The organism is Plantibacter sp. CFBP 8775 (genome assembly GCF_014839505.1).
GTDB lineage: Bacteria > Actinomycetota > Actinomycetes > Actinomycetales > Microbacteriaceae > Plantibacter > Plantibacter auratus.
Genome location: NZ_JACYNV010000001.1, coordinates 1349567 through 1371697 on the forward strand (window position 1 = coordinate 1349567; position 22131 = coordinate 1371697).

15 protein-coding genes and 1 pseudogene are annotated in these 22131 nt (G+C 69.4%); 15 read left to right on the forward strand and 1 reads right to left on the reverse strand.

What is annotated here, in order from left to right:
* Positions 1-13 precede the first annotated feature (13 nt).
* Both IFR14_RS06425 and IFR14_RS06430 read left to right on the forward strand, forming a co-directional pair.
* Entirely contained in the window at positions 14-3895 is a 3882-nt protein-coding gene (locus tag IFR14_RS06425; protein WP_079001673.1) for a DNA-directed RNA polymerase subunit beta', read from the forward strand.
* 171 nt (positions 3896-4066) lie between these two features.
* Positions 4067-4837, forward strand: a complete 771-nt coding sequence (locus tag IFR14_RS06430) for a hypothetical protein (RefSeq protein WP_191940609.1) — start codon at positions 4067-4069, stop codon at positions 4835-4837.
* 110 nt (positions 4838-4947) lie between these two features.
* Here IFR14_RS06430 and IFR14_RS06435 read toward each other — a convergent pair whose 3' ends face one another.
* Complete coding sequence (locus IFR14_RS06435) at positions 4948-5943, reverse strand: amidase domain-containing protein (protein WP_191940610.1); 996 nt, start codon at positions 5941-5943, stop codon at positions 4948-4950.
* 262 nt (positions 5944-6205) lie between these two features.
* Here IFR14_RS06435 and IFR14_RS06440 point away from each other — a divergent pair, with 262 nt between their 5' ends.
* The 13 genes and pseudogenes from IFR14_RS06440 (at position 6206) to IFR14_RS06500 (ending at position 22128) form a co-directional block, all read left to right on the forward strand.
* Positions 6206-7240 carry a hypothetical protein gene (locus tag IFR14_RS06440; protein WP_191940611.1) on the forward strand — a complete coding sequence of 345 codons (1035 nt, stop codon included), beginning with the start codon at positions 6206-6208 and terminating at the stop codon, positions 7238-7240.
* A gap of 2 nt (positions 7241-7242) precedes the next feature.
* Positions 7243-7731: a DUF6121 family protein gene (locus IFR14_RS06445; RefSeq protein ID WP_191940612.1), complete on the forward strand. Its 489-nt coding sequence runs from the start codon at positions 7243-7245 to the stop codon at positions 7729-7731.
* 126 nt (positions 7732-7857) lie between these two features.
* A complete protein-coding gene (locus tag IFR14_RS06450) occupies positions 7858-9180 on the forward strand; it encodes an FHA domain-containing protein (RefSeq protein ID WP_191940613.1) in 1323 nt (440 codons plus the stop codon).
* A 135-nt stretch (positions 9181-9315) separates the two neighbouring features.
* Positions 9316-9591 carry a hypothetical protein gene (locus IFR14_RS06455; RefSeq protein WP_191940614.1) on the forward strand — a complete coding sequence of 92 codons (276 nt, stop codon included), beginning with the start codon at positions 9316-9318 and terminating at the stop codon, positions 9589-9591.
* Positions 9591-11855: a hypothetical protein gene (locus tag IFR14_RS06460; RefSeq protein ID WP_191940615.1), complete on the forward strand. Its 2265-nt coding sequence runs from the start codon at positions 9591-9593 to the stop codon at positions 11853-11855. The genes IFR14_RS06455 and IFR14_RS06460 overlap by 1 nt, the downstream gene beginning before the upstream one ends.
* A 194-nt stretch (positions 11856-12049) precedes the next feature.
* Positions 12050-12484, forward strand: coding sequence for a hypothetical protein (locus IFR14_RS06465; RefSeq protein WP_137242174.1), 435 nt, complete (start codon positions 12050-12052; stop codon positions 12482-12484).
* 106 nt (positions 12485-12590) lie between these two features.
* Positions 12591-17111, forward strand: a complete 4521-nt coding sequence (locus tag IFR14_RS06470) for an FtsK/SpoIIIE domain-containing protein (RefSeq protein WP_191940616.1) — start codon at positions 12591-12593, stop codon at positions 17109-17111.
* Positions 17112-17232: 121 nt separating this feature from the next.
* On the forward strand, positions 17233-17529 hold the full coding sequence (locus tag IFR14_RS06475; RefSeq protein ID WP_056008215.1) for a WXG100 family type VII secretion target: 297 nt from the start codon (positions 17233-17235) through the stop codon (positions 17527-17529).
* Positions 17530-17648: 119 nt separating this feature from the next.
* Positions 17649-18146 (forward strand): annotated as a pseudogene (locus IFR14_RS06480) (hypothetical protein); the annotation flags it as partial.
* A complete protein-coding gene (locus tag IFR14_RS06485; protein WP_191940617.1) occupies positions 18146-19090 on the forward strand; it encodes a hypothetical protein in 945 nt (314 codons plus the stop codon). The pseudogene IFR14_RS06480 and the gene IFR14_RS06485, both read left to right, overlap by 1 nt.
* Positions 19087-20736 (forward strand): hypothetical protein, encoded by a 1650-nt coding sequence (locus IFR14_RS06490; RefSeq protein WP_191940618.1) that lies wholly within the window; start codon positions 19087-19089, stop codon positions 20734-20736. Before IFR14_RS06485 ends, IFR14_RS06490 begins: the two co-directional genes overlap by 4 nt.
* 61 nt (positions 20737-20797) lie before the next feature.
* Positions 20798-21310: a hypothetical protein gene (locus IFR14_RS06495; RefSeq protein ID WP_191940619.1), complete on the forward strand. Its 513-nt coding sequence runs from the start codon at positions 20798-20800 to the stop codon at positions 21308-21310.
* Positions 21307-22128: a PP2C family protein-serine/threonine phosphatase gene (locus tag IFR14_RS06500; RefSeq protein WP_137242168.1), complete on the forward strand. Its 822-nt coding sequence runs from the start codon at positions 21307-21309 to the stop codon at positions 22126-22128. The genes IFR14_RS06495 and IFR14_RS06500 overlap by 4 nt, the downstream gene beginning before the upstream one ends.
* The last annotated feature ends 3 nt before the right edge of the window (positions 22129-22131 follow it).

Sequence of the window (22131 nt, forward strand, 5' to 3'; positions counted from 1 at the left end):
CATAGGAGATACATTGCTCGACGTCACAACTTTTGACGAGCTTCGCATTGGTCTGGCCACCGCAGACGACATCCGTGCCTGGTCGCACGGAGAGGTCAAGAAGCCCGAGACCATCAACTACCGCACCCTCAAGCCCGAGAAGGACGGTCTGTTCGGTGAGCAGATCTTCGGTCCTTCCCGCGACTGGGAGTGCGCCTGCGGCAAGTACAAGCGGGTCCGCTTCAAGGGCATCGTGTGCGAGCGCTGCGGTGTCGAGGTCACGAAGTCGTCGGTGCGCCGTGAGCGCATGGGCCACATCGAACTCGCCGCCCCGGTCACGCACATCTGGTACTTCAAGGGTGTCCCCTCGCGCCTCGGCTACCTGCTGGACATGGCGCCCAAGGACCTCGAGAAGGTCATCTACTTCGCGGCCTACATGGTCATCGATGTGGACGAGGACGCACGTCACCAGGACATGCCCGGCCTTGAGAACGAGCTCCGTCTCGAGATCAAGACGCTCGGCGACCAGCGCGACTCGCGCATCGCAGACCGCCTGAAGAAGCTCGAGGACGACCTCGTCGCCCTCGAGGAGGAAGGCGCCAAGAGCGAGCAGAAGCGTCGCACCAAGGACGCCGCTGAGAAGGAGATGAGCCAGACCCGCAAGTCCTACGACGAGCAGATCGCTCACCTCGAGCGCGTCTGGGAGGACTTCCGCAACCTCAAGGTCGGCGACCTCAAGCCCGAGGACTCCGTGTTCCACGAGCTGCAGGACCGCTTCGGCCTGTACTTCGAGGCCTACATGGGTGCCGAGGCGGTCAAGAAGCGCCTGCTGTCCTTCGACCTTGCGGCCGAGTCCGAGCTGCTCCACCACCAGATCGCGGAGGGCAAGGGTCAGAAGAAGATCCGCGCCATCAAGCGTCTGCGCGTGGTCAACTCGTTCCTCATCACCGGCAACTCGCCAGCCGCGATGGTGCTCGACGTGGTCCCGGTCATCCCGCCGGAGCTCCGCCCGATGGTGCAGCTCGACGGTGGCCGCTTCGCGACCTCCGACCTCAACGACCTCTACCGTCGTGTGATCAACCGCAACAACCGTCTGCGTCGTCTGCTCGACCTCGGGGCTCCCGAGATCATCGTCAACAACGAGAAGCGGATGCTGCAGGAGGCCGTCGACGCACTGTTCGACAACGGTCGTCGTGGTCGCCCCGTCACCGGTACCGGCAACCGTGCCCTGAAGTCCCTCAGCGACATGCTGAAGGGGAAGCAGGGTCGATTCCGTCAGAACCTGCTCGGTAAGCGCGTCGACTACTCGGGCCGTTCGGTCATCATCGTCGGCCCGCAGCTGAAGCTGCACCAGTGTGGTCTGCCCAAGCAGATGGCGCTGGAGCTCTTCAAGCCGTTCGTCATCAAGCGCCTGATCGACCTGAGCCACGCTCAGAACATCAAGGCCGCGAAGCGCATGGTCGAGCGCAGCCGTCCCGAGGTCTGGGACGTGCTGGAGGAGATCATCCGCGAGCGTCCCGTGCTGCTGAACCGTGCGCCAACGCTGCACCGTCTCGGCATCCAGGCGTTCGAGCCTCAGCTCGTCGAGGGCAAGGCCATCCAGCTGCACCCGCTCGTCTGTGCCGCGTTCAACGCGGACTTCGACGGCGACCAGATGGCTGTCCACCTCCCGCTCTCCGTCGAGGCCCAGGCCGAGGCGCGCATCCTGATGCTCGCGTCGAACAACATCCTGAAGCCGTCCGACGGCCGTCCGGTCACCCTGCCCACGCAGGACATGATCATCGGTCTCCACCACCTGACCACCCTCAAGGAGGGTGTCGAGGGTGAGGGCCGTGCCTTCTCGTCCGTCGCCGAGGCCATCCTCGCGAAGGACCAGGGCTCGCTCGACCTCAACGCCAAGGTGCGCATCCGTCTGACCGACGTGACGTTCGCCGAGGGCACGGGTCCCGAGGGCTACGAGGGTTCGGGTGTCGCGCTCGTCGAGACGACCCTCGGTCGCGCACTCTTCAACGAGGCGCTGCCGGCGGACTACCCCTACGTGGAAGACGTGGCGGACAAGGGCAAGCTGTCCTCGATCGTCAACGACCTCGCGGAGCGGTACCCGAAGACGGTCGTCGCCGCCACGCTCGACAACATCAAGGACGCCGGTTTCCACTGGGCGACGCGTTCCGGTGTGACCGTTGCGCTCAGCGACGTCCTGACCCCGCCGAACAAGCGCGAGATCGTGCAGGGCTACGAGAAGCAGGCCGCCAAGGTCCAGAGCCAGTTCGACAAGGGTCTGACCACGGATGCCGAGCGTCGTCAGGAGCTCATCAAGATCTGGACGGAGGCCACCGAGAAGGTCGCCGAGGCCATGCGCGCGAACTTCCCGGCGGACAACACCATCAACCGCATGGTGTCGTCGGGTGCTCGTGGTAACTGGCTGCAGATCCGCAACATCGCGGGTATGCGAGGCCTGGTGAACAACCCGAAGGGTGAGATCATCCCTCGCCCGATCATCTCCTCCTACCGTGAGGGCCTGTCGGTCGCGGAGTACTTCATCGCGACCCACGGTGCTCGTAAGGGTCTGGCCGACACGGCGCTCCGTACCGCCGACTCGGGATACCTCACGCGTCGTCTCGTCGACGTCTCTCAGGATGTCATCATCCGCGAAGACGACTGCGGCACGACCAAGGGTCTCGAGCTCGCGATCGCGAACGTCGACAGCTCCGGTGAGCTCGTGCGCGACCCGAACGTGGAGAACTCCGTGTTCGCCCGTTCGCTGGCCGCTGCTGCGGTCAACCCGAAGGGCGAGGTCGTCGCCGAGGCCGGCGAGGACGTCGGTGACGTGCTCATCGACAAGCTCGTCTCCGCGGGTGTCGAGAATATCAAGGTGCGCTCGGTCCTGACCTGCGAGTCGACCGTCGGTGTGTGTGCAGCCTGCTACGGCCGCTCGCTCGCCACGGGCAAGCTCGTCGACATCGGCGAGGCCGTCGGCATCATCGCGGCCCAGTCGATCGGTGAGCCCGGTACCCAGCTGACGATGCGTACCTTCCACACGGGTGGTTCGGCATCGGCGGACGACATCACGCAGGGTCTGCCCCGCGTGCAGGAGCTGTTCGAGGCTCGTACCCCCAAGGGTGCGACCCCGATCGCCGAGGCCGCCGGTCGCATCACGATCGACGAGAACGACAAGGCTCGTAAGGTCATCCTGACGCCCGACAACGGCGACGAGCCGGTCGTCTACCCGGTGCTGAAGCGTGCGGTCCTCCTCGTCGAGGACGGACAGCACGTCGAGCTCGGTCAGAAGATCCACGTCGGTGCGGTCGACCCCAAGGAGGTTCTGCGCGTGCAGGGCGTCCGCGAGGTCCAGAAGCACCTCGTCGGTGGCGTCCAGGGCGTGTACCGCTCGCAGGGTGTCCCGATCCACGACAAGCACATCGAGGTCATCGTGCGCCAGATGCTGCGGAAGGTGACCGTCGTCGACCACGGCGACACCGACCTGCTGCCTGGTGAGCTCGTCGACCGCCTGCGCTACGCCGAGCTCAACCGCTCGGCCGTGTCGGAGGGTCGTCGCACCGCATCGGCTCGCCAGGAGGTCATGGGTATCACCAAGGCGTCCCTCGCGACCGAGTCGTGGCTGTCGGCCGCTTCCTTCCAGGAGACCACGCGTGTCCTCACGCAGGCCGCCATGGAAGGCAAGAGCGACCCGCTGGTCGGCCTCAAGGAGAACGTCATCATCGGTAAGCTCATCCCGGCCGGTACCGGCCTGGCGCGCTACCGCAACGTGACGGTCGAGGCCACCGAGGAGGCGAAGGCGGAGCGTTACCCGAACCGCATCTTCGGTGAGGACGGCGCGTTCAACGAGTCCGACCTGAGCTTCGTCGACTTCGACAGCTTCAGCTCCGACGACTTCACCCCCGGTAACTACAACTAGGGCTGAACGACTCACCCGGAGGGCCCGTCCCGATCGTTTCTCGATCGGGACGGGCCCTCCGTCGTTCGTTCGCCCATTCCTGGGCGAGCGAATGCCCGTTCGCCCAGGAATGGGCGAACGAATGGGCACCGGTGAGTTGTGTGGCGGGTCTCCGCACGACATGCTGGTCCGATGAGTGATCAGCCCGAGCAGCCCACCGGCCAGTTCCAGCCGCTGGAGCCGGACACGACCCCGGCGCAGCCGGACGTCCGCTACGGTGCTCCGGCACCCAAGCGGAAGCGCAATCCGGTCGTCATCGGCCTGAGTGTGCTCGCCGGCGTGCTGGCGATCGCGCTCGTCGTGGTCATCGGACTCCTGGTCGTCGGCCCAGGCGGCACTCCCGCAGCCGATTCGACCCGCACACCGAGCGCGACGGCGACCGCCGGCTCCACTCCTGCTCCGACCACGACGGACGCCGCCGAGACCCCTGCTGCACCGGTGCGTCCGACCGAATGCACCCAGCTCTTCCCGGCGGGCTACATCGACTCACTCACGGCAGACGGCTTCCTCGCCCTGAACCCGGAATGGTCGCTGCCGGAACTCGCCACCGACTTCTTCGGTTCGAACGACAGCGCCCTCGTGGCCGTGATCTCCTCGAACACCGACCGTCTGAACTGTGCCCTGGTGAAGGCGAGCGGTGGCGGCGACGTCGGCATCACCACCAACGTCCTCTCCATCGACGCAGCGACCCAGGCGTCGGTGATCGCGCGGATGAACGAGGCAGGATTCACCTGCTCCGAGGAGACCGGCGGAACGATGTGCTTCACCGAGGTCTCGGAGGACGCCGGTACGTACGGCGAACGTCACTTCGTGCGGGACGGTACCTGGATCGCCACGCGTTGGTCGAACACGAACATCAGCGGCTGGACGCAGGCGATCGTCTCGACGCTCTTCCCCGCCTGACCCCGGCGTCCCGTTCGCAATTCAGGACGAGTCCGGCGCGTCCCGCTCGAACGAGTGTGAGCGGGGCCGACATGCCGATGACGTCCTGAGTTGTGAACCGAGCGGGCGGGCTAGGCGATGCTCCAGTAGTACACGGAGGCGCCGGGGTGGATGACGGTGATCGCCTCGTCAACGGTGCGGTAGTCGGTGTCGTCGGTGTGCCCCGCGTAGTACACCTGGGTGCCGGCGTCGGTGGTCTCGACCTTCGACACGATGCCCGTGTGGTCGCGGTCGCCGCTGTTGTCCCAGTCGAACTGCACGATGTCACCGACCTTGACCTGGTTGCGCTGCGTGTCGTCGAGAGCGGTGGCGAGCTCGGGGTGCTCCTCGACGTAGTTCATGAAGAACGTCGAGCTGACCCAGGCCTTCGAGAAGTCGAAGTCGTCGCCGGTCCCCTCGGCCCACCAGTCCTCGTCCATCGTCCACCCGCGTTCCAGCAGACTCTGGCTGGCGAAGTTCGCGCAGTCGGTGTCGACCAGTGAGCCGTATTCAGCCAGGTTGTAGTCGTTCCAGTGCGTGAACACGTAGGCCATCTGCGCGTCGACGGGGCTCGTGATGTCGTAGCTGTAGCTCAGCGCATCACCGTCGACCCGGAGATCGTCCGCGTAGACGGCGATGCCGACGTCGGCGGGGGAGAAGCCGGTGGCTGCCGGCACGGCGACGGTCACCTCGGTGCTCGTCGCCGACAGGATCCGGGCTTCCTCCTCGCCGAACACGACGCGGGTCACGCCGTCCACGTCGACACCGCTCACGGTCAGGGTGCTCCCGCCTGCGACGGATCCGGTCGTGGCGGAGATCGCGGTGACCGCCGTGGCGTTGACCGTGGAGGCAGGGACCGTGGACGTCGTCCCGTCCAGAGCCTGCGCGGCCGGCTCGGATCCGGTCGCGTCGGAGTGCTGCAGCGCGACCGGGGTGATCACCGCGGTGGCGAGGAGGAGGACGGCTCCGGCAGCGGTACCGGCGACCACGCGTCGCCCGCGCAGGGGGAGGGCGCGGTAGCGGGAGGAGAGCCGCTTGAAGGGGGAGCGGGATTCGACGTGACGGTCGTGGGGGAGTTGCTCGGGCATGGGGCCTTTCCGGGGGATGCGCCGTCGGGGGATCGGCGTCGCGGGATCGGCAGTGATCCGACAGGTGTCTGTTATCGCTCCCACTCAAGCGCGCGGAGCTGAGGAGACCGTTTCCTCCGGATATGAATCAGACCTGAATCGCGTCGACGGGAGTGCGCGAGTCCCGGCGAGCTTGCCGGGCATCGGTGCCCCGGCTTGCTACCGTGGCGAGCGGAGCGCCGTGAGGGCGCTCCTGAACTGGCTTCCGCCGAAGGAGTACGCGATGAGCACCCAGAACCCCGAGCCCGGATCGCCGACCGACCCGAGCACTCCGGCGGCTGCCCAGACCGCGGCTGGCTCCGAGCGTCCGGCGACCGCGTCCGAGCAGTCCGTGGCCGAGCGGCCCGGAGCTGAGCGGGACATCCTCTCCGAGGACACCGTGCAGCAGGACATCATCACCACGGCGGACGGCGTCGGAGCGGACCCGGTCGTCGACGACCGTCGGGTCGCCGACCGCGACGACACGGCGTCGGATGCCGGCGTGCGGGAGACCCGCCCGTACCAGCCGCACACGCCGCAGCGCGCGTACTCGAACATCGACTTCGACGACGACGACACCTCCGGTACCCCGACGTCGACGGCGACCACCCGACAGGCCGACACCGGTGCCCACCCGTACCCCGCCGCCGCATACGAGCCGGTCGCCCGCTCCGGCGCGACCGAGACCGCCACCGCAGCGGAGACCGAGCAGCAGCAGGCCTTCCCGCTGTACGTCCAGGCGCCGTCCGAGCCGGAGGTCCGCGGCAACCGCGGCTTCGGCATCCTCATCGGTCTCCTCGGCACCATCATCTTCGCCGCCCTCTACGCAGCAGCCGTCGCGGGCCTTCAGCTGGTGCTGGAAGGCGACGGCACGTTCGTCGAGAACCTCATCCAGATCGCCACGAGCTGGCCGTTCCTCATGGCCGCCGCAGGCTTCTTCCTGGCCTGGGTCGTCACGGCGACCATCGTGAACCGTTCCGGCTGGGTGCACTGGGTGCTCGGCGGCTTCATCATCGGCCTGGTCGTCTTCCTCGCGTGGGTCGGCGGGTTCCTGATCCAGGAGCGCGCGTGGACCCTCAGCGTCGACGAGATCCTCGCCGAAGTCACGGGTGTCGCCTTCACCTTCGGGCCGGTCCTCGCCTTCGTCGTCGCCCGCGAGATCCCCGTCTGGCTCGGTGGCTGGATCGCCGCCCGCGGCCGCAAGGTGCGCGAGGCGAACCTCGAGGCCCGCGCCGAGTACGAGCGCGTCCTCGAAGCCGGACCGACGACCGCCCGCTGAGCATGACCGGTGACGCGGACGGAGCGCGCGGTCCCTGGTGGATCGCCCCGTTCGCGGCGGTCACCTACGTGGCGCTCGTCGTCTGCGCGTTCGGGTTCATCAGCCTGCTGGCGGACCTCGACGTCGTGACCGACCGGGATGCCGGCCCGCTGACCGGTCCGCTCATGGTCGTGGTCGCCACGATCGTGGTCCTCTGGGCGATCATCCGTGAGACGCGCCGCACACCGCTGCGCGTCTCGGTCGGCTCCGCGGTCCTCGCGGGGCTCCTCGCCTGGCTCGCGTACGGCCTGAGCGGCGGCGTGTTCGACGCGATCGCGAGCCGGGACGGAGCGGACGCCGCCGCCTTCGCCGTGACGACACTGACCGGGCCGTTCTCGGTCACCGTCGGGGTGCTGGCGGTCGTCATCGTCCTCGCTGCCGCCGCCGTCGCGACGTCGTCGACCGGCCGACGTCCGACCCCGCGCTGGCCGTGGGAGCACGACGCACAGTGAGCCGATGCGACGTCCGCCCCGGTTCGCGCGAGGTGCGCCTCTCGTCCCTCCCCACGAGGGCGACGGCGTAGGCGATAATCGATCCGTTGCCGTCGTCGGCCGACGGCGCTTGGGGAGGAACCACCGATGAGATCACCCGACCTGACCGACACCGGTCTGGATCTCGACCTCGCGGGGACCGCCGACGACGTCGTCGCGCTCGTCCAACGTGCGGTCGCCGCCTCCGGTGAGGATGCGCAGCAGACCAGGCACTACGTCGCGATCGACGGTGGGACGAGCGCGGACATCCGCCTGCGGGTCGTCTCGGTCGACGATCCGGCTCCACTGCTCGCCTTCGCGATCACGACCGCCCCGTCCGCACGGGGAACGGCCGCCGCGACGTTCATCATGCAGCACGGCGTCCAGAAGCGCCGGCGTCAGCGCTCGTTGCTCGGACAGGAGCCGTTCCTGACCTTCCTGCGTGCGCTCGCCGAGCTGGCGACCGAGTCCGACCCCGGCGCCTCTGCCACCCTGCGCGTGCACGGCGCTCGGACCGTCCTCGCTCCGCGTCCCGCAGCGGCGCCGACGAGCGCAGAAGCGTCTCCTGCAGGTGCGCCCACATACGTCCCCGTCACGGACGGACCGGTCTCCCCGGGATGGGGTCCGATGACCGCCGATGCGCCGACACCATCCCCTGCCGTCTCGACCCCGACGTCCGCCGAGCCGGTTCCGGTCTTCGAGGCTCCGGCTGCTCAGGTGCCGGCTCCCGAGCGTGCCGTTCCCGAGACTTCGGTCCCTGGGGCCCCGGCTCCCGCAGCTCCGGCTCCCGAACCGACGTGGGCTCCCGCGGGCTCCGCGCCTGAACCGACGCCGGTCGTCGTCGAGCCACCTGCTGCCGAGCCGCAGTTCCGCGAGCCGCCGGTCGCACCCGCTCAGACACGCGCCCCGGCCGCATCGACGTCCTCGGTCCCTCCGGAGCTGCAGATCACCGTTCCCCCGGGACTGTTCGCCGGTGCACCGGCATCCCCGGGTGCGCCGGAGCCGAACGCGCCGGCGCCGGCGCGGCCGGTGGCGGACGCCGTGATCCCGACGCCGGAAGCAGATCTCGGTGCCACCGTCGTCTCGGCGTCGCTGCGAGCCGGGGACTTCGCGCTCGAGCTGCCCGACGGCGAGCGCATCCCGCTCCGCGGGCCGCTCCTGCTCGGACGCAACCCCTCGGCACGGCCGGAACAGCCCGACGCCGAGCTTCGCTCACTCGTCGACCCACGGATGTCCGTCTCGAAGACGCACACGGTCGTCGTACCCGGACGACGGTCGCTCCGCGTGACGGACCTGCACTCCACGAACGGCACGACGATCACGGACGCGTCCGGCGCGGTCACCGTCTGCCAGCCAGGCGAGGCCTACGTCGCGGAAGCTGGTTCGACGATCGGGATCGGCGAGTTCCCGATCCGCGTCGTCGTCGGCTGAGAACGCCGTCGGGCATGGGGAGTGCTCCCCATCGTCGCGTCCCGTGCTCTCGGTTACGCTGGTGGCCGGCGGGGCGAAACCCGCTGTCGGTGACTCTCAGACGGTCGCCGGTTCCGTGACGACCCAAGGGGAACTATGGCCGGGGATCAGCTCAGAGTCGACGTCGACACCATTCGGACGATCGCGTCCGGACTGGAGACGAGCGGTTACGCCCTCCCGACCGAGGTGGCCGTCGACCTGAGTGGAAGCTCCAGCTCGACCGTCTCAGGCGCCGCCGAGAGTTTCGCCATGTGGGCGACCGTGCAGACGATGCTCGCGTCGGGTCAGATCACGAACGCCGCGCAGGTCGCCAGGGACGCCGCGGCCACGTGGCAGGAGACCGAGGCACTGATGGCAGAAGGAGCCAACTGATGGGGAACTGGACGAGGGAGGATCCGGGACTCTTCGACGCCGGATCGCTCGGAACGGCCGCGACTGGCCTGCAGACCGTGGAGACGGCCCTCGGCGAGGCTCGGACGGCCGCGACCAACGCGCAGGCGGGTGTGACGCCCGACGTGTGGGGCGGGGATGCTTCGACCATGTGGATCGCTTCGCTCGACACCCCGGCCGCGACGATCGATGCGGTCACCACCGCCCTGAGCGCAGCTCGAACGGCCATCGGCGCGTACTCCGAGACCGTATCCGGAATCGCCACACGTGCGACGTCGGTGAAGCAGACCATGTTCGAGTCGAACCAGGTCATCAACCGCCAATACGCGGACCCCGCAGGTGGCCCGACGCCGGAGCAGGCGCAGCACCGCCAGCTGCAGGAGCAGGCGGCGATGGGCGACCTCACGCTGGCCCGCAACGCGCTCGAGGGGTTGGCCGATGAGCGCACCCTGGCTGACAGCACTCTGGTGCTCGCATTGACCCCACCGAACGCGACCGCCTGGGAGGCACAGCGTCAGGCACTCGCCGCCATCGGCATCACCGACTCCGGCTCGCTGACGCCGACCGCAGTGGCACAGGCGATGGCCGAGCTCGGGAACCAGATCGCCTCCGGCGACTATTCCGAGGCGGACGTCTCGAATCTGCAGACGCTCTACGACCTGTACGGCAAGAACCCGCAGGTGATGGCGCAGATGAACCTCGCCATGGGTGGCGAGAACGTCGTGAGCCTGGTCGACGAGCTGGGCCGTGGCGCGTTCGACGGCAGCATCCCGGCCGCCGCAGCTCTCGCGTTGGCGCAGAGCGTGCGTGGCGGCCTGTCGGTCGGCTCGGAACGCTGGTCGCCCCTGACCGGTCAGACCTTCGCCGAAGAGATGATGGCGAACGCCAGCACGACCGTCGGCGGTGACCCCGCGGCGATCGGCTTCCTGTTCGGCGACCCGACGAACGCCCCGATCGGTGTCACCACCACGCTCGCGCTCGCCGACATGATCGATCAGGAGGAGCGCGGGAACTACCACATTTGGCAGGACGGCTCGCCCATGCCGGGTGGCACGACGCTCGCGTTGCTCGAGGAGGAGCAGACCGGTCTCTCCGGTCTCCGGGTCGTCGACCTCGCCGGCCGTGTGCTCGACACGCTGGGTCAATACCCGGACGAGGCGCTCGACTGGCTGACGAGCACTGAGGCGGACGGCGTCACGGGTGAAGGGACGCTCGGTGAGAACCGGGTCGATTACTGGTACGGCGAGCGCGACTGGTCGACGTATGACCAGTTCGAGGGCCCGGCCGGCCTCTGGGCAGGCGCCCAGAACGCCACCGGTGGGCCGGCGGACGGGAGTGGTGCTTACTCCCCGGAAGTGTGGGGGCGTGCCGCGACGTTGACTCACGACGTGATGAACGCGCTGGCCGGCAACGACCAGTTCCTCACTGAGAACATCAGCGAGATCGCGTCGATCAAGATGGTCGCCGCCCTGACACCGCAGATCCCGGGCTTCGTCGAGGATCCGCTGAACGCGGAGGGCGATGACGGCGGCTCGACGCTGGTGTCGCAAGTGTTCGGCACGGGAGATCCGAGAGAGTACGCCCGCGTCTCGAAGTCGGTCCTCGCCGAAATCTTCGGAGCGGTCGGTGACCACCCCGCCGGTGCGGAGGCGCTGCGGGACGTGGTGTCGAGCTACCAGGTCGCTCTCACGGAGGCCGCTTCGGCGGAGAACGCGTCCGTGCCCGGCCTCACGCAGCGTGTCGTCGTCCTCCAAGGCTTGCTCGACGGCGCGGCGGACGGCGCTGCACTCGGCGAGGCCACCCGCCAGGACGAGGCCATCGAGGCGGCACTCGGGATGCTCTCCGACGCCATCGGTCTCATCCCCGTGCCTGGACTCGGCGGTGCCGCGGACATCGCACAGGGCTATGTGCTCGGACAACTGATCGGTGCCGCCGAGGCACATGACGTCGCCGCGTTCGCGAACAACCACGCGACCCTGGCCGAGGAACTCGGTGGGGAGGCGGCCGACAACCGGCAGGCGATCCGGATCATGGTCGCTCAGATCGTGTGGGAATCACAGCGCCCGGAAGGCGTGCCCGACCCGTCCGGACTCGATACGGAGGCGCTCGAGGACTGGTTCCAGGAGAACGAGACGAAGATCAATGCGGCGCTCGATTCGCAGGACGGCGGGTTCAAGATCGACGGCTTCGCCAGCCGCTACAGCGACGCCTATCGCGGGGCCGGCAGACCGGAGGATCCGGAGTGACGATTCGATTGCGCCTGACTGCTGTCGGAGGACTCACCGCCATCCTCATCGCGCTGACCGGGTGCACACCGACCGCGCCATCGACGTCCGGACAACCGTTCCCGGATGTCGTCTGGGCTGACGGAGAGCCTTCGGGCGAATTCGAACAGGATGCTTGGGTTCAAGCGGCTCGGTCGGCGCTGACCGCCCTCGCTGTGGCACAGAACCGCAACGACTTCGAATTGCCGGAGCTGGTCGAATCCACGACGTACGAGGTGCGGTCGGCCGCCTGGCGCGGCGCGCGGGATCGTGTCGAGGCCGGAGAGCGGACCGACGTGCACCCCGGACCGCAGCCGCTGGAACCACAGAGCGTCGAGGTGTCGGCGGACGGTCGAAGTGCGAGCGTCCAGGCATGCGTCGCGCTCGACTGGTCGTCGCCCCAGGGCACTCCTCCGGAATCCTTCGACACGGCCGGAGCGGAGTACCGCCTCGAGCGCACCGAGGACGGCCGGACCGTCCTCGACGCCATCGTCGGCTTGCCGAACCTCGACTGCGCGACTGCTGATCCCGCCGTCGGGCTGTTCGATCCGGCCCCGAAGGAGTCTTCTGTGACGGATGTCGATCAGATCGTCCGCCCACAGACCGACTGATCTGGTCGGACGTCGGACACGGCGCACTCCGGATCCTGGCTCGCTCCGTCGTCGCTAGGCTGATCGAGGTCGCGTCGAGCGGCCCGCACTTCCAAGGGGATCCTGCATGCGCATCAAGCTGACGTTGACCAGGCCGTCGGGGTCGTCCGCCGACATCGTCGTGACGACGGACGCGGCGGCGAGCATCGCCGAGGTCGCGTCGACCATCGCGCGCGTCGACCCGCAGGGGCCCGATTCCGCGAACGCCGACTTCACGCTGCACGCGCGCTTGCCGGGGTCGACCGAGACCCTCCCACTCCCGCCGGAGGCCCCCATCGGCGAGGCCTGGGTCGGTTCGGGTGCCGTCATCGAGCTCGCCGACGCGGGGGTCTACTACTCCGCGGCGCGCACGGGCCAGGCTCCCGCGGTCGCCGTGGTCAGGGTCCTCTCCGGCGACGACGCGGGCCGTGAGTTCACCCTGCCGGCCGGCAGCTGGACCATCGGACGTGAGGCGAGCTGCGACATCGTCCTCGACGACCCGCTCGTCTCGAAGCGTCACGCACGCCTCGAGGTCGGCGGCGAGATCGAACTCGTCGACCTCGGCGCCGCCAACGGCATCGTCGTCGACGGTGGCATCGTGCCTCGACTCAAGGTCATCGAACCCGAGCGCGTGCTCATCGGCGACACCGAGGTCGAGATCGGGTTCGCCGGGACCGTCGGCCGTGCGGGTGTCGTCCCGAAGGCCGGGCCGGTGTACTTCAACCGCTCGCCGCGCGTCGAACAGCGCTACGCGGGGGAGACCTTCCCCGCCCCCGAGCCGCCGACCGAGCGCGAGAACCAGCCGTTCCCACTCCTCGGCATGCTCACGCCCATGCTCCTCGGTGGCGCGATGTACTTCTTCACGAAGAACCCGCTGTCGCTCATCTTCATCGCCATGACGCCGCTCATGCTCATCGGCAACTACTTCACCGGTCGCGGGCGCAACAAGCGCAAGCTCAAGCAGCAGATCAAGATCTTCGACGAGCGGCTCGAGTCCCTCGGCAAGCAGCTCGCGGCGGAACGCGAGATCGAGCACGACGTCCGCATGCGCGAGGCGCCGTCCACCTCGGAGGCGCTCAAGCACGCGCTCACGCGGGGGCCGCTGCTGTGGACCAGGCGCCCCGAGCACTGGTCCTTCCTGAACCTCCGGCTCGGCGTCGGCACGATGCCCTCGCGCAACGAGGTCTCGGCGAAGGCCCGCGACAGCTTCCTGCCGGAGTTCCAGGAACGACTCGAGAAGCTCAAAGACCAGTACGCCACCGTCGCCGACGTGCCGATCATCGACAACCTCTACGACGCCGGCGCGCTCGGCATCGCCGGTTCACCGCAGACCGCCGGTGGAGCCGTGAACGGCATCCTCGTCCAGCTCACCGCCCTCCACTCGCCGGCCGAGGTCGTCGTCTCGGCAATCGTCTCGCCCGCGTGGTCGAACGCCCTCTCGTGGGTCAAGTGGCTCCCGCACGCGTCCTCGCCGAACAGCCCGCTCGACGTCGGTCACCTCGCCGACAGCGTGTCGAGCGGCAACCTGCTGCTGGCCGCGATCGAGGAACTCGTCCAGACCCGCCTGCAGGCGGCCCGGGCAGGCGACGCCCGACGCGGAGCCATCTCCGAGAAGCAGGCGGCCCAGGAGCGCGGCGCGGAGATCGGGACCAAGAGCTCCAACGACACCGGCACGAAGTCCCCGATCCCCGCGATCGTCCTGCTCATCTCCGACGACGTCGGCGTCGACCGCGCACGCCTCGTCCAGCTCGCCGAGATCGCGGCGGACGCGGGTGTCTTCCCGATCTGGATCGCCGACGACGTCGTCTCACTCCCCGCAGCCTGCCGCACCTTCCTGCAGGTGCCGGAGGCCGGGGCCGGCGTCGACGCACCGGCGACGGTCGGCATGGTCCGCCTCGGCTACTCCGTCGACGACGCCCGCCCGGAGTTCGTCGACCCGGTGACGGCCCTCGACTACGCGCGACGCATGGCCTCGGTGATCGACGCCGGTGCCCTCGTCGAGGACTCGAGCGACCTGCCGCGGTCGGTGTCGATGGTGACGCTGCTCGGGCCGGAGCTCACGACCTCGAGCGACGCCGTGGTCGACCGCTGGCGGCAGAACTCCTCGATCCACGACCGCACGCCGGGGCTCCCGCCGAAGCCCCGCCGGGCCGGCCAGCTGCGCGCGACCGTCGGATCGGGCGGTGTCGACGCCATGCACCTCGACCTCCGTGCCCAGGGCCCCCATGCCCTCGTCGGCGGGACGACGGGTGCCGGTAAGAGCGAGTTCCTGCAGGCCTGGGTGCTCGGGATGGCGGCCGAGTACAGCCCCGACCGCGTCTCGTTCCTCTTCGTCGACTACAAGGGCGGTTCGGCCTTCGCGGACTGCGTGACGCTCCCGCACTGCGTCGGACTCGTCACCGACCTCAGCCCGCACCTCGTCCGCCGGGCGCTCACGAGCCTCCGCGCCGAGCTGCACTTCCGCGAGCACCTGCTCAACCGGAAGAAGGCCAAGGACCTCCTCGAGCTCGAGAAGCGGGGCGACCCGGACTCGCCGCCCGCCCTCGTCCTCGTCATCGACGAGTTCGCGGCGCTCGTCGGCGAGGTCCCGGAGTTCGTCGACGGCGTCGTCGACATCGCCCAGCGCGGTCGCTCGCTCGGGATCCACCTCATCATGGCGACCCAGCGGCCTGCCGGCGTCATCAAGGACAACCTGCGCGCGAACACCAACCTCCGCGTCGCGCTGCGCATGGCCGACGAGTCCGACAGCCAGGACGTGGTCGGCGTCAAGGACGCGGCGCACTTCGACCCGGGCGTCCCCGGCCGCGGCATCGCGAAGACCGGTCCCGGTCGCCTGAGCATCTTCCAGTCCGGCTATGCGGGCGGCTGGACGAGCGACGAGCCCAAACGTTCCGACATCGAGGTCCGGGAGCTGCGGTTCGGCGGCGAGACGCGCTGGGAGGAGCCCCGCGCGGCCGACGCCGAGGAGGAGCGCGACCTCGGCCCCACCGACCAGCAGCGGCTCGTCGCGAGCATCATCGCCGCAGCCGACCGGGCGTCGATCCCGGCGCCGCGACGCCCCTGGCTCGACGAGCTCGCGCCCGTCTACGACCTCAGTAAGCTCCGTCAGCGGTCCGACGCCGAACTGCTCATCGGTGTCGCCGACCTCCCGGACTCGCAGGAGCAGCGTCCGGTCTACTTCCGGCCGGACGTCGACGGCCACATCGCCGTGTTCGGCACGGGCGGCTCGGGCAAGAGCACCGTCCTGCGGACCCTCGCCACGGCGGCGGGCATCACGCCGCGTGGCGGTCCGGTCGAGGTGTACGGCCTCGACTTCGGCGCGGGCAGCCTCCGCATGCTGGAGGCCTTACCGCACGTCGGCTCGATCATCCCCGGCGACGACCAGGAGCGCGTCATCCGACTGCTCCGCCGGATCAAGGAGATCGTCGACGAGCGCAGCGTCCGGTACGCCGAGGCGAACGCGTCCTCCATCACCGACTACCGCCGCGTCTCGGGTCGCAACGACGAGCGCCGCATCCTGTTGCTCGTCGACGGCTTCCAGTCCTTCCGGCAGGAGTACGAGACGACGCTCGGCCTGTCCTCCTGGTACACGCTGTTCCAGCAGCTCATCACCGACGGTCGGCAGCTCGGCGTGAACATCGCGTTCTCGGCCGACCGCCCGGGCTCCGTCCCGACGAACATCAGCTCCGGTGTGCAGCGGCGCGTGGTGCTGCGCCTCGCGGACGAGACCGGCTACCAGCTCCTCGGCGTGCCGAAGGACATCCTCGGCCCCGAGTCGCCCGCCGGCCGGGCGATCGTCGACGGTCTCGAGGTCCAGGTCGCGATCCTCGGCGGTTCTCCGGTGCTCTCGGACCAGTCGGTCGCGACGGTCCGGCTCGCGGAGGCCATGTCCCGCGCGGGAGCCACGATCACGGCCCCGCCGATCGGCGCACTGCCGAAGGAGATCGAGGCGCGCGAACTGCCCGAGCGGGTCGGCGACCGCCCCGTACTCGGCATCGGAGACGCCGACCTCGCACCGATCGGGTTCGACCCGTCCGGCGCGTTCCTCGTCGGCGGCCCTCCCGGCAGCGGTCGGACGAACGCCGTCGCATCCCTGGTCGGCGCCATGCGACGCTTCGATCCGGTGACGCGCTTCGTCTACTTCGGCTCCAAGCGCTCGGAGCTGCTGCGGGAGCTGCGCTTCGACGAGTCGGCCGTCACCCCCGAGACGATCGCCGAGCAGGCGAAGGCGCTGTCCGCGGCGATCGCGGCCGAGACGGTGACCGGCCGGACGGTCGTCGTCATCGAGACGCTGTCGGACTACCTCAACGGCATCGCCGACCCACCGCTCGTGGAGCTCATCAAGGCCATCAAGCGCAGCGACCATCTCGTGATCGCCGAGAACGAGGTGTCGGGCTGGTCGTCGTCCTGGCCGCTCATGGGCGAGATCAAGAGCGCCAGGCGGGGCATCCTGTTGCAGCCGGAGCAGATGGAGGGCGACCTCGTCCTCCGGACGACCTTCCCCCGGCTCGCACGCAAGGACTTCCCGCAGGGGCGCGGAATGTACGCGAACCGCGGTGCGCTGTCGCGCGTGCAGCTGCCGATCGCGCCCGAGTTCCCCGTCTCCTGAGCGGCGTCGTCCCCGGATGGGGACTGCATGGGGAGTGCTCCCCATGTGCTCCCGCGAGGCGTTGTGGTTACATGATGAAGGCACCGACGGTGCCGGTGACCACAACGAAGGAGCAAGACTCATGGCCAACATCAACGTCAACTACAGCGAGATCAAGCAGGCCGCCGTCAACCTGACGACGGGTAAGGGCGAGGTCGAGACCACGCTCAACCGCCTCCAGACCCTCATCAACAACCTCGTGTCCTCCGGGTTCCAGACCGACACCGCGTCCGGCACCTTCAACGAGACCTACACGGCCTTCACGCAGAGCGCGACGGTCACGATCCAGCACCTCGACAAGCTGTCGGGCTACCTCAACAACGCCGTGACCACGCTCGAGCAGACCGACGCAGCCCTCGCTGCCGGCGCCGGCCAGTAGTCACCACCGTCGGCTTCGCTCTGCGCGCCCTCCCGACCAGGTGTCGGTGAGGGCGCGCGGGTTTTCCGGCGAAGGCGACCCACGGCGACAGCGACGCAGCACCACGCGACGAGGAGCGAGCAGTGTACGGCGACACCCAACAGATCCGCCTCCGCGCGACGGAGCTACGAACCCTCGCGACCGAGGTCCGTAGCCGCGCCGGGGACCTCCGCTCAGCCGCCGAGCTCGCGTGGACCTCCACCGCGGCGGAGACCTTCATCGAGCAGCTCGGCACCCGGGCGGTCTCGCTCGAGAACTCGGCGACGCAGCTCGACGACGCGGCCGACAAGCTCGACGCGCACGCGACCGCCGTCGAACACGTGAAGCAGCTCATCGAAGATGCCGCGCGTTGGGTGGGCGACCGCTGGAACGACGCGGTGAACCTCGTCTCCGGCGCGGTCGAGACCGTCAAGGACGGCGCCGCGAAGGTGTTCGAGTTCTTCGGCCAGGAGGTCCCGGACTTCCTCGTGCACCAGGCCAAGGACATCGTCGCCTCCACGCCATCGCTTCCGACACCCGGTGACCGCAGCTGGCTGGACCTTGCAGACCTCTACCGCAGCCGAGGATGGACCCCCTGATGCCCATGACCCGTACCCGCCCGGCTCCCGCCGCGGCAGCCTTCCTGCTGACCGCGGACGAACTCCACGTCCTGGAGCACCGCACCCCGCACATCGTGCTGCCACCCGCCTTCCACACCGAATGGGGTTCGGACGTGTCGCCCGCCGAAGTCCGTGAGCGCGAGCAGCGAGCCGTCGCGCGGCTCCGGGAGCGGCGACTCCTCGCCCGCGGCGACGACAGCCTCCCGGACGACCTCACCGCTGACGTCGACCCCGATTTCGCCGCCTTCCTGTCGATGCCGCAGTTCGCGACGGCGGCCGTCGACGCCTCCTGCTGGACCCTCGACCGGACGGCGATCCAGTCCGTCTCCGTGATCGGCGCGCACGCTCTGGCGCTGTTGCGGACGCAGCGGGTCGACCACTCGGACGCGTCCGTCGCCGAGCACGGCACGGCCGCGCGCGACGAGGACGCCGTCGAGATCTGCGCCTTCGACACCGCCGGCTTGGCGCAGCAACTCCTGCGACCCCTCTCCGCGCTCCACGACGTCCCCGACGCGCGGGGTCGTTCGACCGACGTGGTCGTCCTCCCGCTCGCGGACGCCGAGGCGCTCGTCCTCGCGCTCCGCCAGGACCGACCTGACGTCGTCGGCGCGGTCGTCGAACAGCTCCACAGCCCGCAGGCCGCGGTGCTCCTCGGCGGCGTCGCCCAGCGGATCGACGGCGGCTTCCGGCTCGACGCACTCTCCCGGAGCGGGCAGCCCATGAGACGGTGGACGGACACGTGGCTCCGTGGTGCCGACGGCTGGGTCGCCGTGTCGGTCGACACTCCGGACGTCGAAGCGGCGGGTATGGACCCGTCCACCGTCGCCGAGGGGACCCGGGTCTCGCTCCGGGCCGTCCGTCGCGCGGACATCGTCGCCGAGGTATTGGCGATCGCCGCGACCATCCAGGGAGCCCGGGCATGAGCGGCATCACGGTCTCCGGTGGAGCCGGCGGCGTCGGCGCGAAGCTCGACGACATGCGGCTGCAGGCGCAGCAACTCGCCACGTTGTCGACCGAGCTGATCGGGCGTTCGGGCACGGCCGCCGCGAAGGCGGTCGACGGCGACCTGCTCGAGTCCACGATCCTGTCCCCGGTGACGGGGGCGGCCGCGGAAGGCGCCATCGTCCTCGCCTCCGGTTCCCTCCTCCTCGTCGCGACCGAGACCGGCGTCTCCGCCGTCTTCCTCGAGGGCGCCGTCGTCGCCTACGAGACCGCCGACCAACTGATCGCCGCAGCGACCGTCGCACTCCACAACGGGGTCGCCTTCGTCATCGGCGTCCTCGCGGTGCCGGTCGGCCTCGTCGCAGCGGCGGGCGTGGCGGTGGTGGGCGGGGCGTGGATGCTCACCGTGGCAGGCGTCAACATCGTCGTCGAGGGTGTCGACTCGCTCGTCGAGGGCGCCCAGCAGACGCTCGACCAGATCGGCGACAACCCCTGGCTGCTGCTCTCGCCGGCCGGCGTCGCGGGACTGTTCACCGCCAACTCGATCGCCGCCTACTCACCGCAGGAGGTCATCGACCGGACCGCCGCGACGTATGCGGACGCACTCGCGAGACTGCAGGAACTCGCTCCGATCGCAGGTCAGGCGGCCAACGAATGGTTGGGCGACAACGCGTGGATCGAGGACATCCTCACGGACGGCGCCCCAGGCCTGCTGGCCGGCCTCACCTTCCTCCCCGGGCTGTTGCCCGGCTTCAACGGACTCATGTCGGTCGTCACCGGCCAGGGCTGGCCGCCGCTCACCTATGAGCAGGCGATCGACGCCATCGCCACCGGTGGCGGCCGGTTCGGCCTCTTCGACGACGGGCAGGGCGGCCTCGCCATGGATCCCGACGACCCCTCACAGCCGCTCGCCGTGCCTCGAGACCGAACCGTCACCGACCTCGGCGACCTCCTGCAGGGTTCGGCGGACATCGACAAGGGTGAGGACGAGCTCAGCAACATCCGCGTGATCCAGTCGGCCGGACCGCCGCCGAGCTGGATCGTGCAGATCCCGAGCACGCAGGTCTGGGATCCGCACGGTGGCGCGATCTCGAACGACCTCACCTCGGACATCGCCGCCATGCAGGGTGAACAGACGGCGCTCGGACAGGCGGTGAAGGACGCGATGGCCGCCGCCGGCATCCCTCCGACGGACCCGGTGATGCTCGAGGGCTTCAGCCTCGGCGGGATCACCGCCGGGTCGTTGGCCTCGGACCCGGACTTCGGCTACAACGTCACGCACGTCGTCACGGCGGGCTCGCCGATCGCACGGTTCGACATCCCCGACGACGTGCAGGTCCTCTCGATGGAGTTCAACGAGGATCCGGTCGCCCGGCTCGACGGACAGGGGAACCCGGACTCGGCCAACTGGACGACGATCCAGGGTGACGCCCCGCGACTGGGCGGCGTCAACCCGGAACAGCAGGATCCGGGGATCGCGAGTGCCCACAACGCGCAGCGGTACGAGATGATGGCGGACGAGACGTCGTCGTCGGGAGACCCGAGCGTCGACGCCTACCTGGACTCGGCGAGCGGCTTCTTCAGCGGTGATCAACAGGTGACCGACTACAGTCCTACGCGGAGATGATCGACCGCGGCCCGACACCGGGTCGCCCGTCCACAGCCCGTTCCCGACCGTGAGGCCTTCCATGCGCATCAGCACCATCGTCCGATCCGGCGCCGTGTCGGTCGTCCTGTTGGGGCTCCTCACCGCCTGCGGGACCGCAGCGCCGACGGCGCAACGCACCCCGGCCCGCACCTCGGACCGGACGCTGGCCGCCGTCGAGGAAGCGGTCGCCGAGATCCCCGGGGCCGACTTCACGGCCGCCCGCGCCTGGGACGGCACGACGGCGTACGTCACCGCGACGCTCTCGGCGACCGACGCCTTCACCGGCGACCCCGGTGCCCTCGTGGACTACTCCCTCGCGCAGCTCGCGTCCCAGGACGAGGTCGACCGCGGGCGCTTCGTGCGATTCGCCTTCGACGCCCCCGGGCAGACCGTCGAGTCGACGATCGCCATCCTCGCGACGCTGGACATCGCCTCCGAGCAGTACGCCGGTGGCGATTCCGTGGAGCTCTCGAGCTCCGACCTCGACGCGAGGTACGGAAGCTGGCCGGGCGAGGTACCGACCCTTCCCGCCGCGTTGGGCGGTGCGGGATGACGACGATCGAGACCGCGCGGTCCACGCACACCCTGCGCAGCGAGGGCCGGACCGACACCGGGCTGGTCCGACGCCTGAACGAGGACGCGTTCTACGCCGGCGCGCCCGCCTTCGTGGTCGCCGACGGCATGGGCGGGCACGAACGCGGCGAGGTCGCGAGCCGTGAGGTCGCGGCGGCGCTCGAACGCGGCATCCCGATCGGTATGCCGACGACGACCGAGGCGGTCGTGACCACGATCGTCGCCGCCAACGCGGTCATCCGCAGCATCCCCACGCCGAACGGGGTCATCGGCACGACCGTCGCGGGCCTCGCGCTCGTGGCGCTGTCGCCGCAGACCGACCTCCACTGGATGGTGTTCAACGTGGGGGACTCCCGGGTCTACACCTGGGCCGACGGCGCACTCCGTCGGATCACCGTCGACCACTCGGCCGTCCAGGAACTCGTCGACGCCGGCTCCATCACGGAGGCGGAGGCGCGCGAACACCCCGACCGCAACATCGTGACGAAGGCGATCGGCGTCGAGGCCGGCATCGACCCGGACGTCTGGCTCCTCCCCGTCGCCGGGCGGCAGCGCTTCCTGCTGTGTTCGGACGGGCTCACCGGTGAGCTGTCCGACGAACGGATCGCCGAGGTCCTGTCGCAGGGCTTCGAGGGAGCCGCAGACCGCCTCGTGGAGCTCGCGCTGGCCGCCGGCGGACGGGACAACGTGACCGCGCTCGTCGTCGACGTCGTGTCGACCTCGCTGATGTCCAGCGGCCCCGGCTACGATGACGCGGGTGGTCTCGGGTATCTTGAAGAGACGATGCCGCGAGGCTAGAGG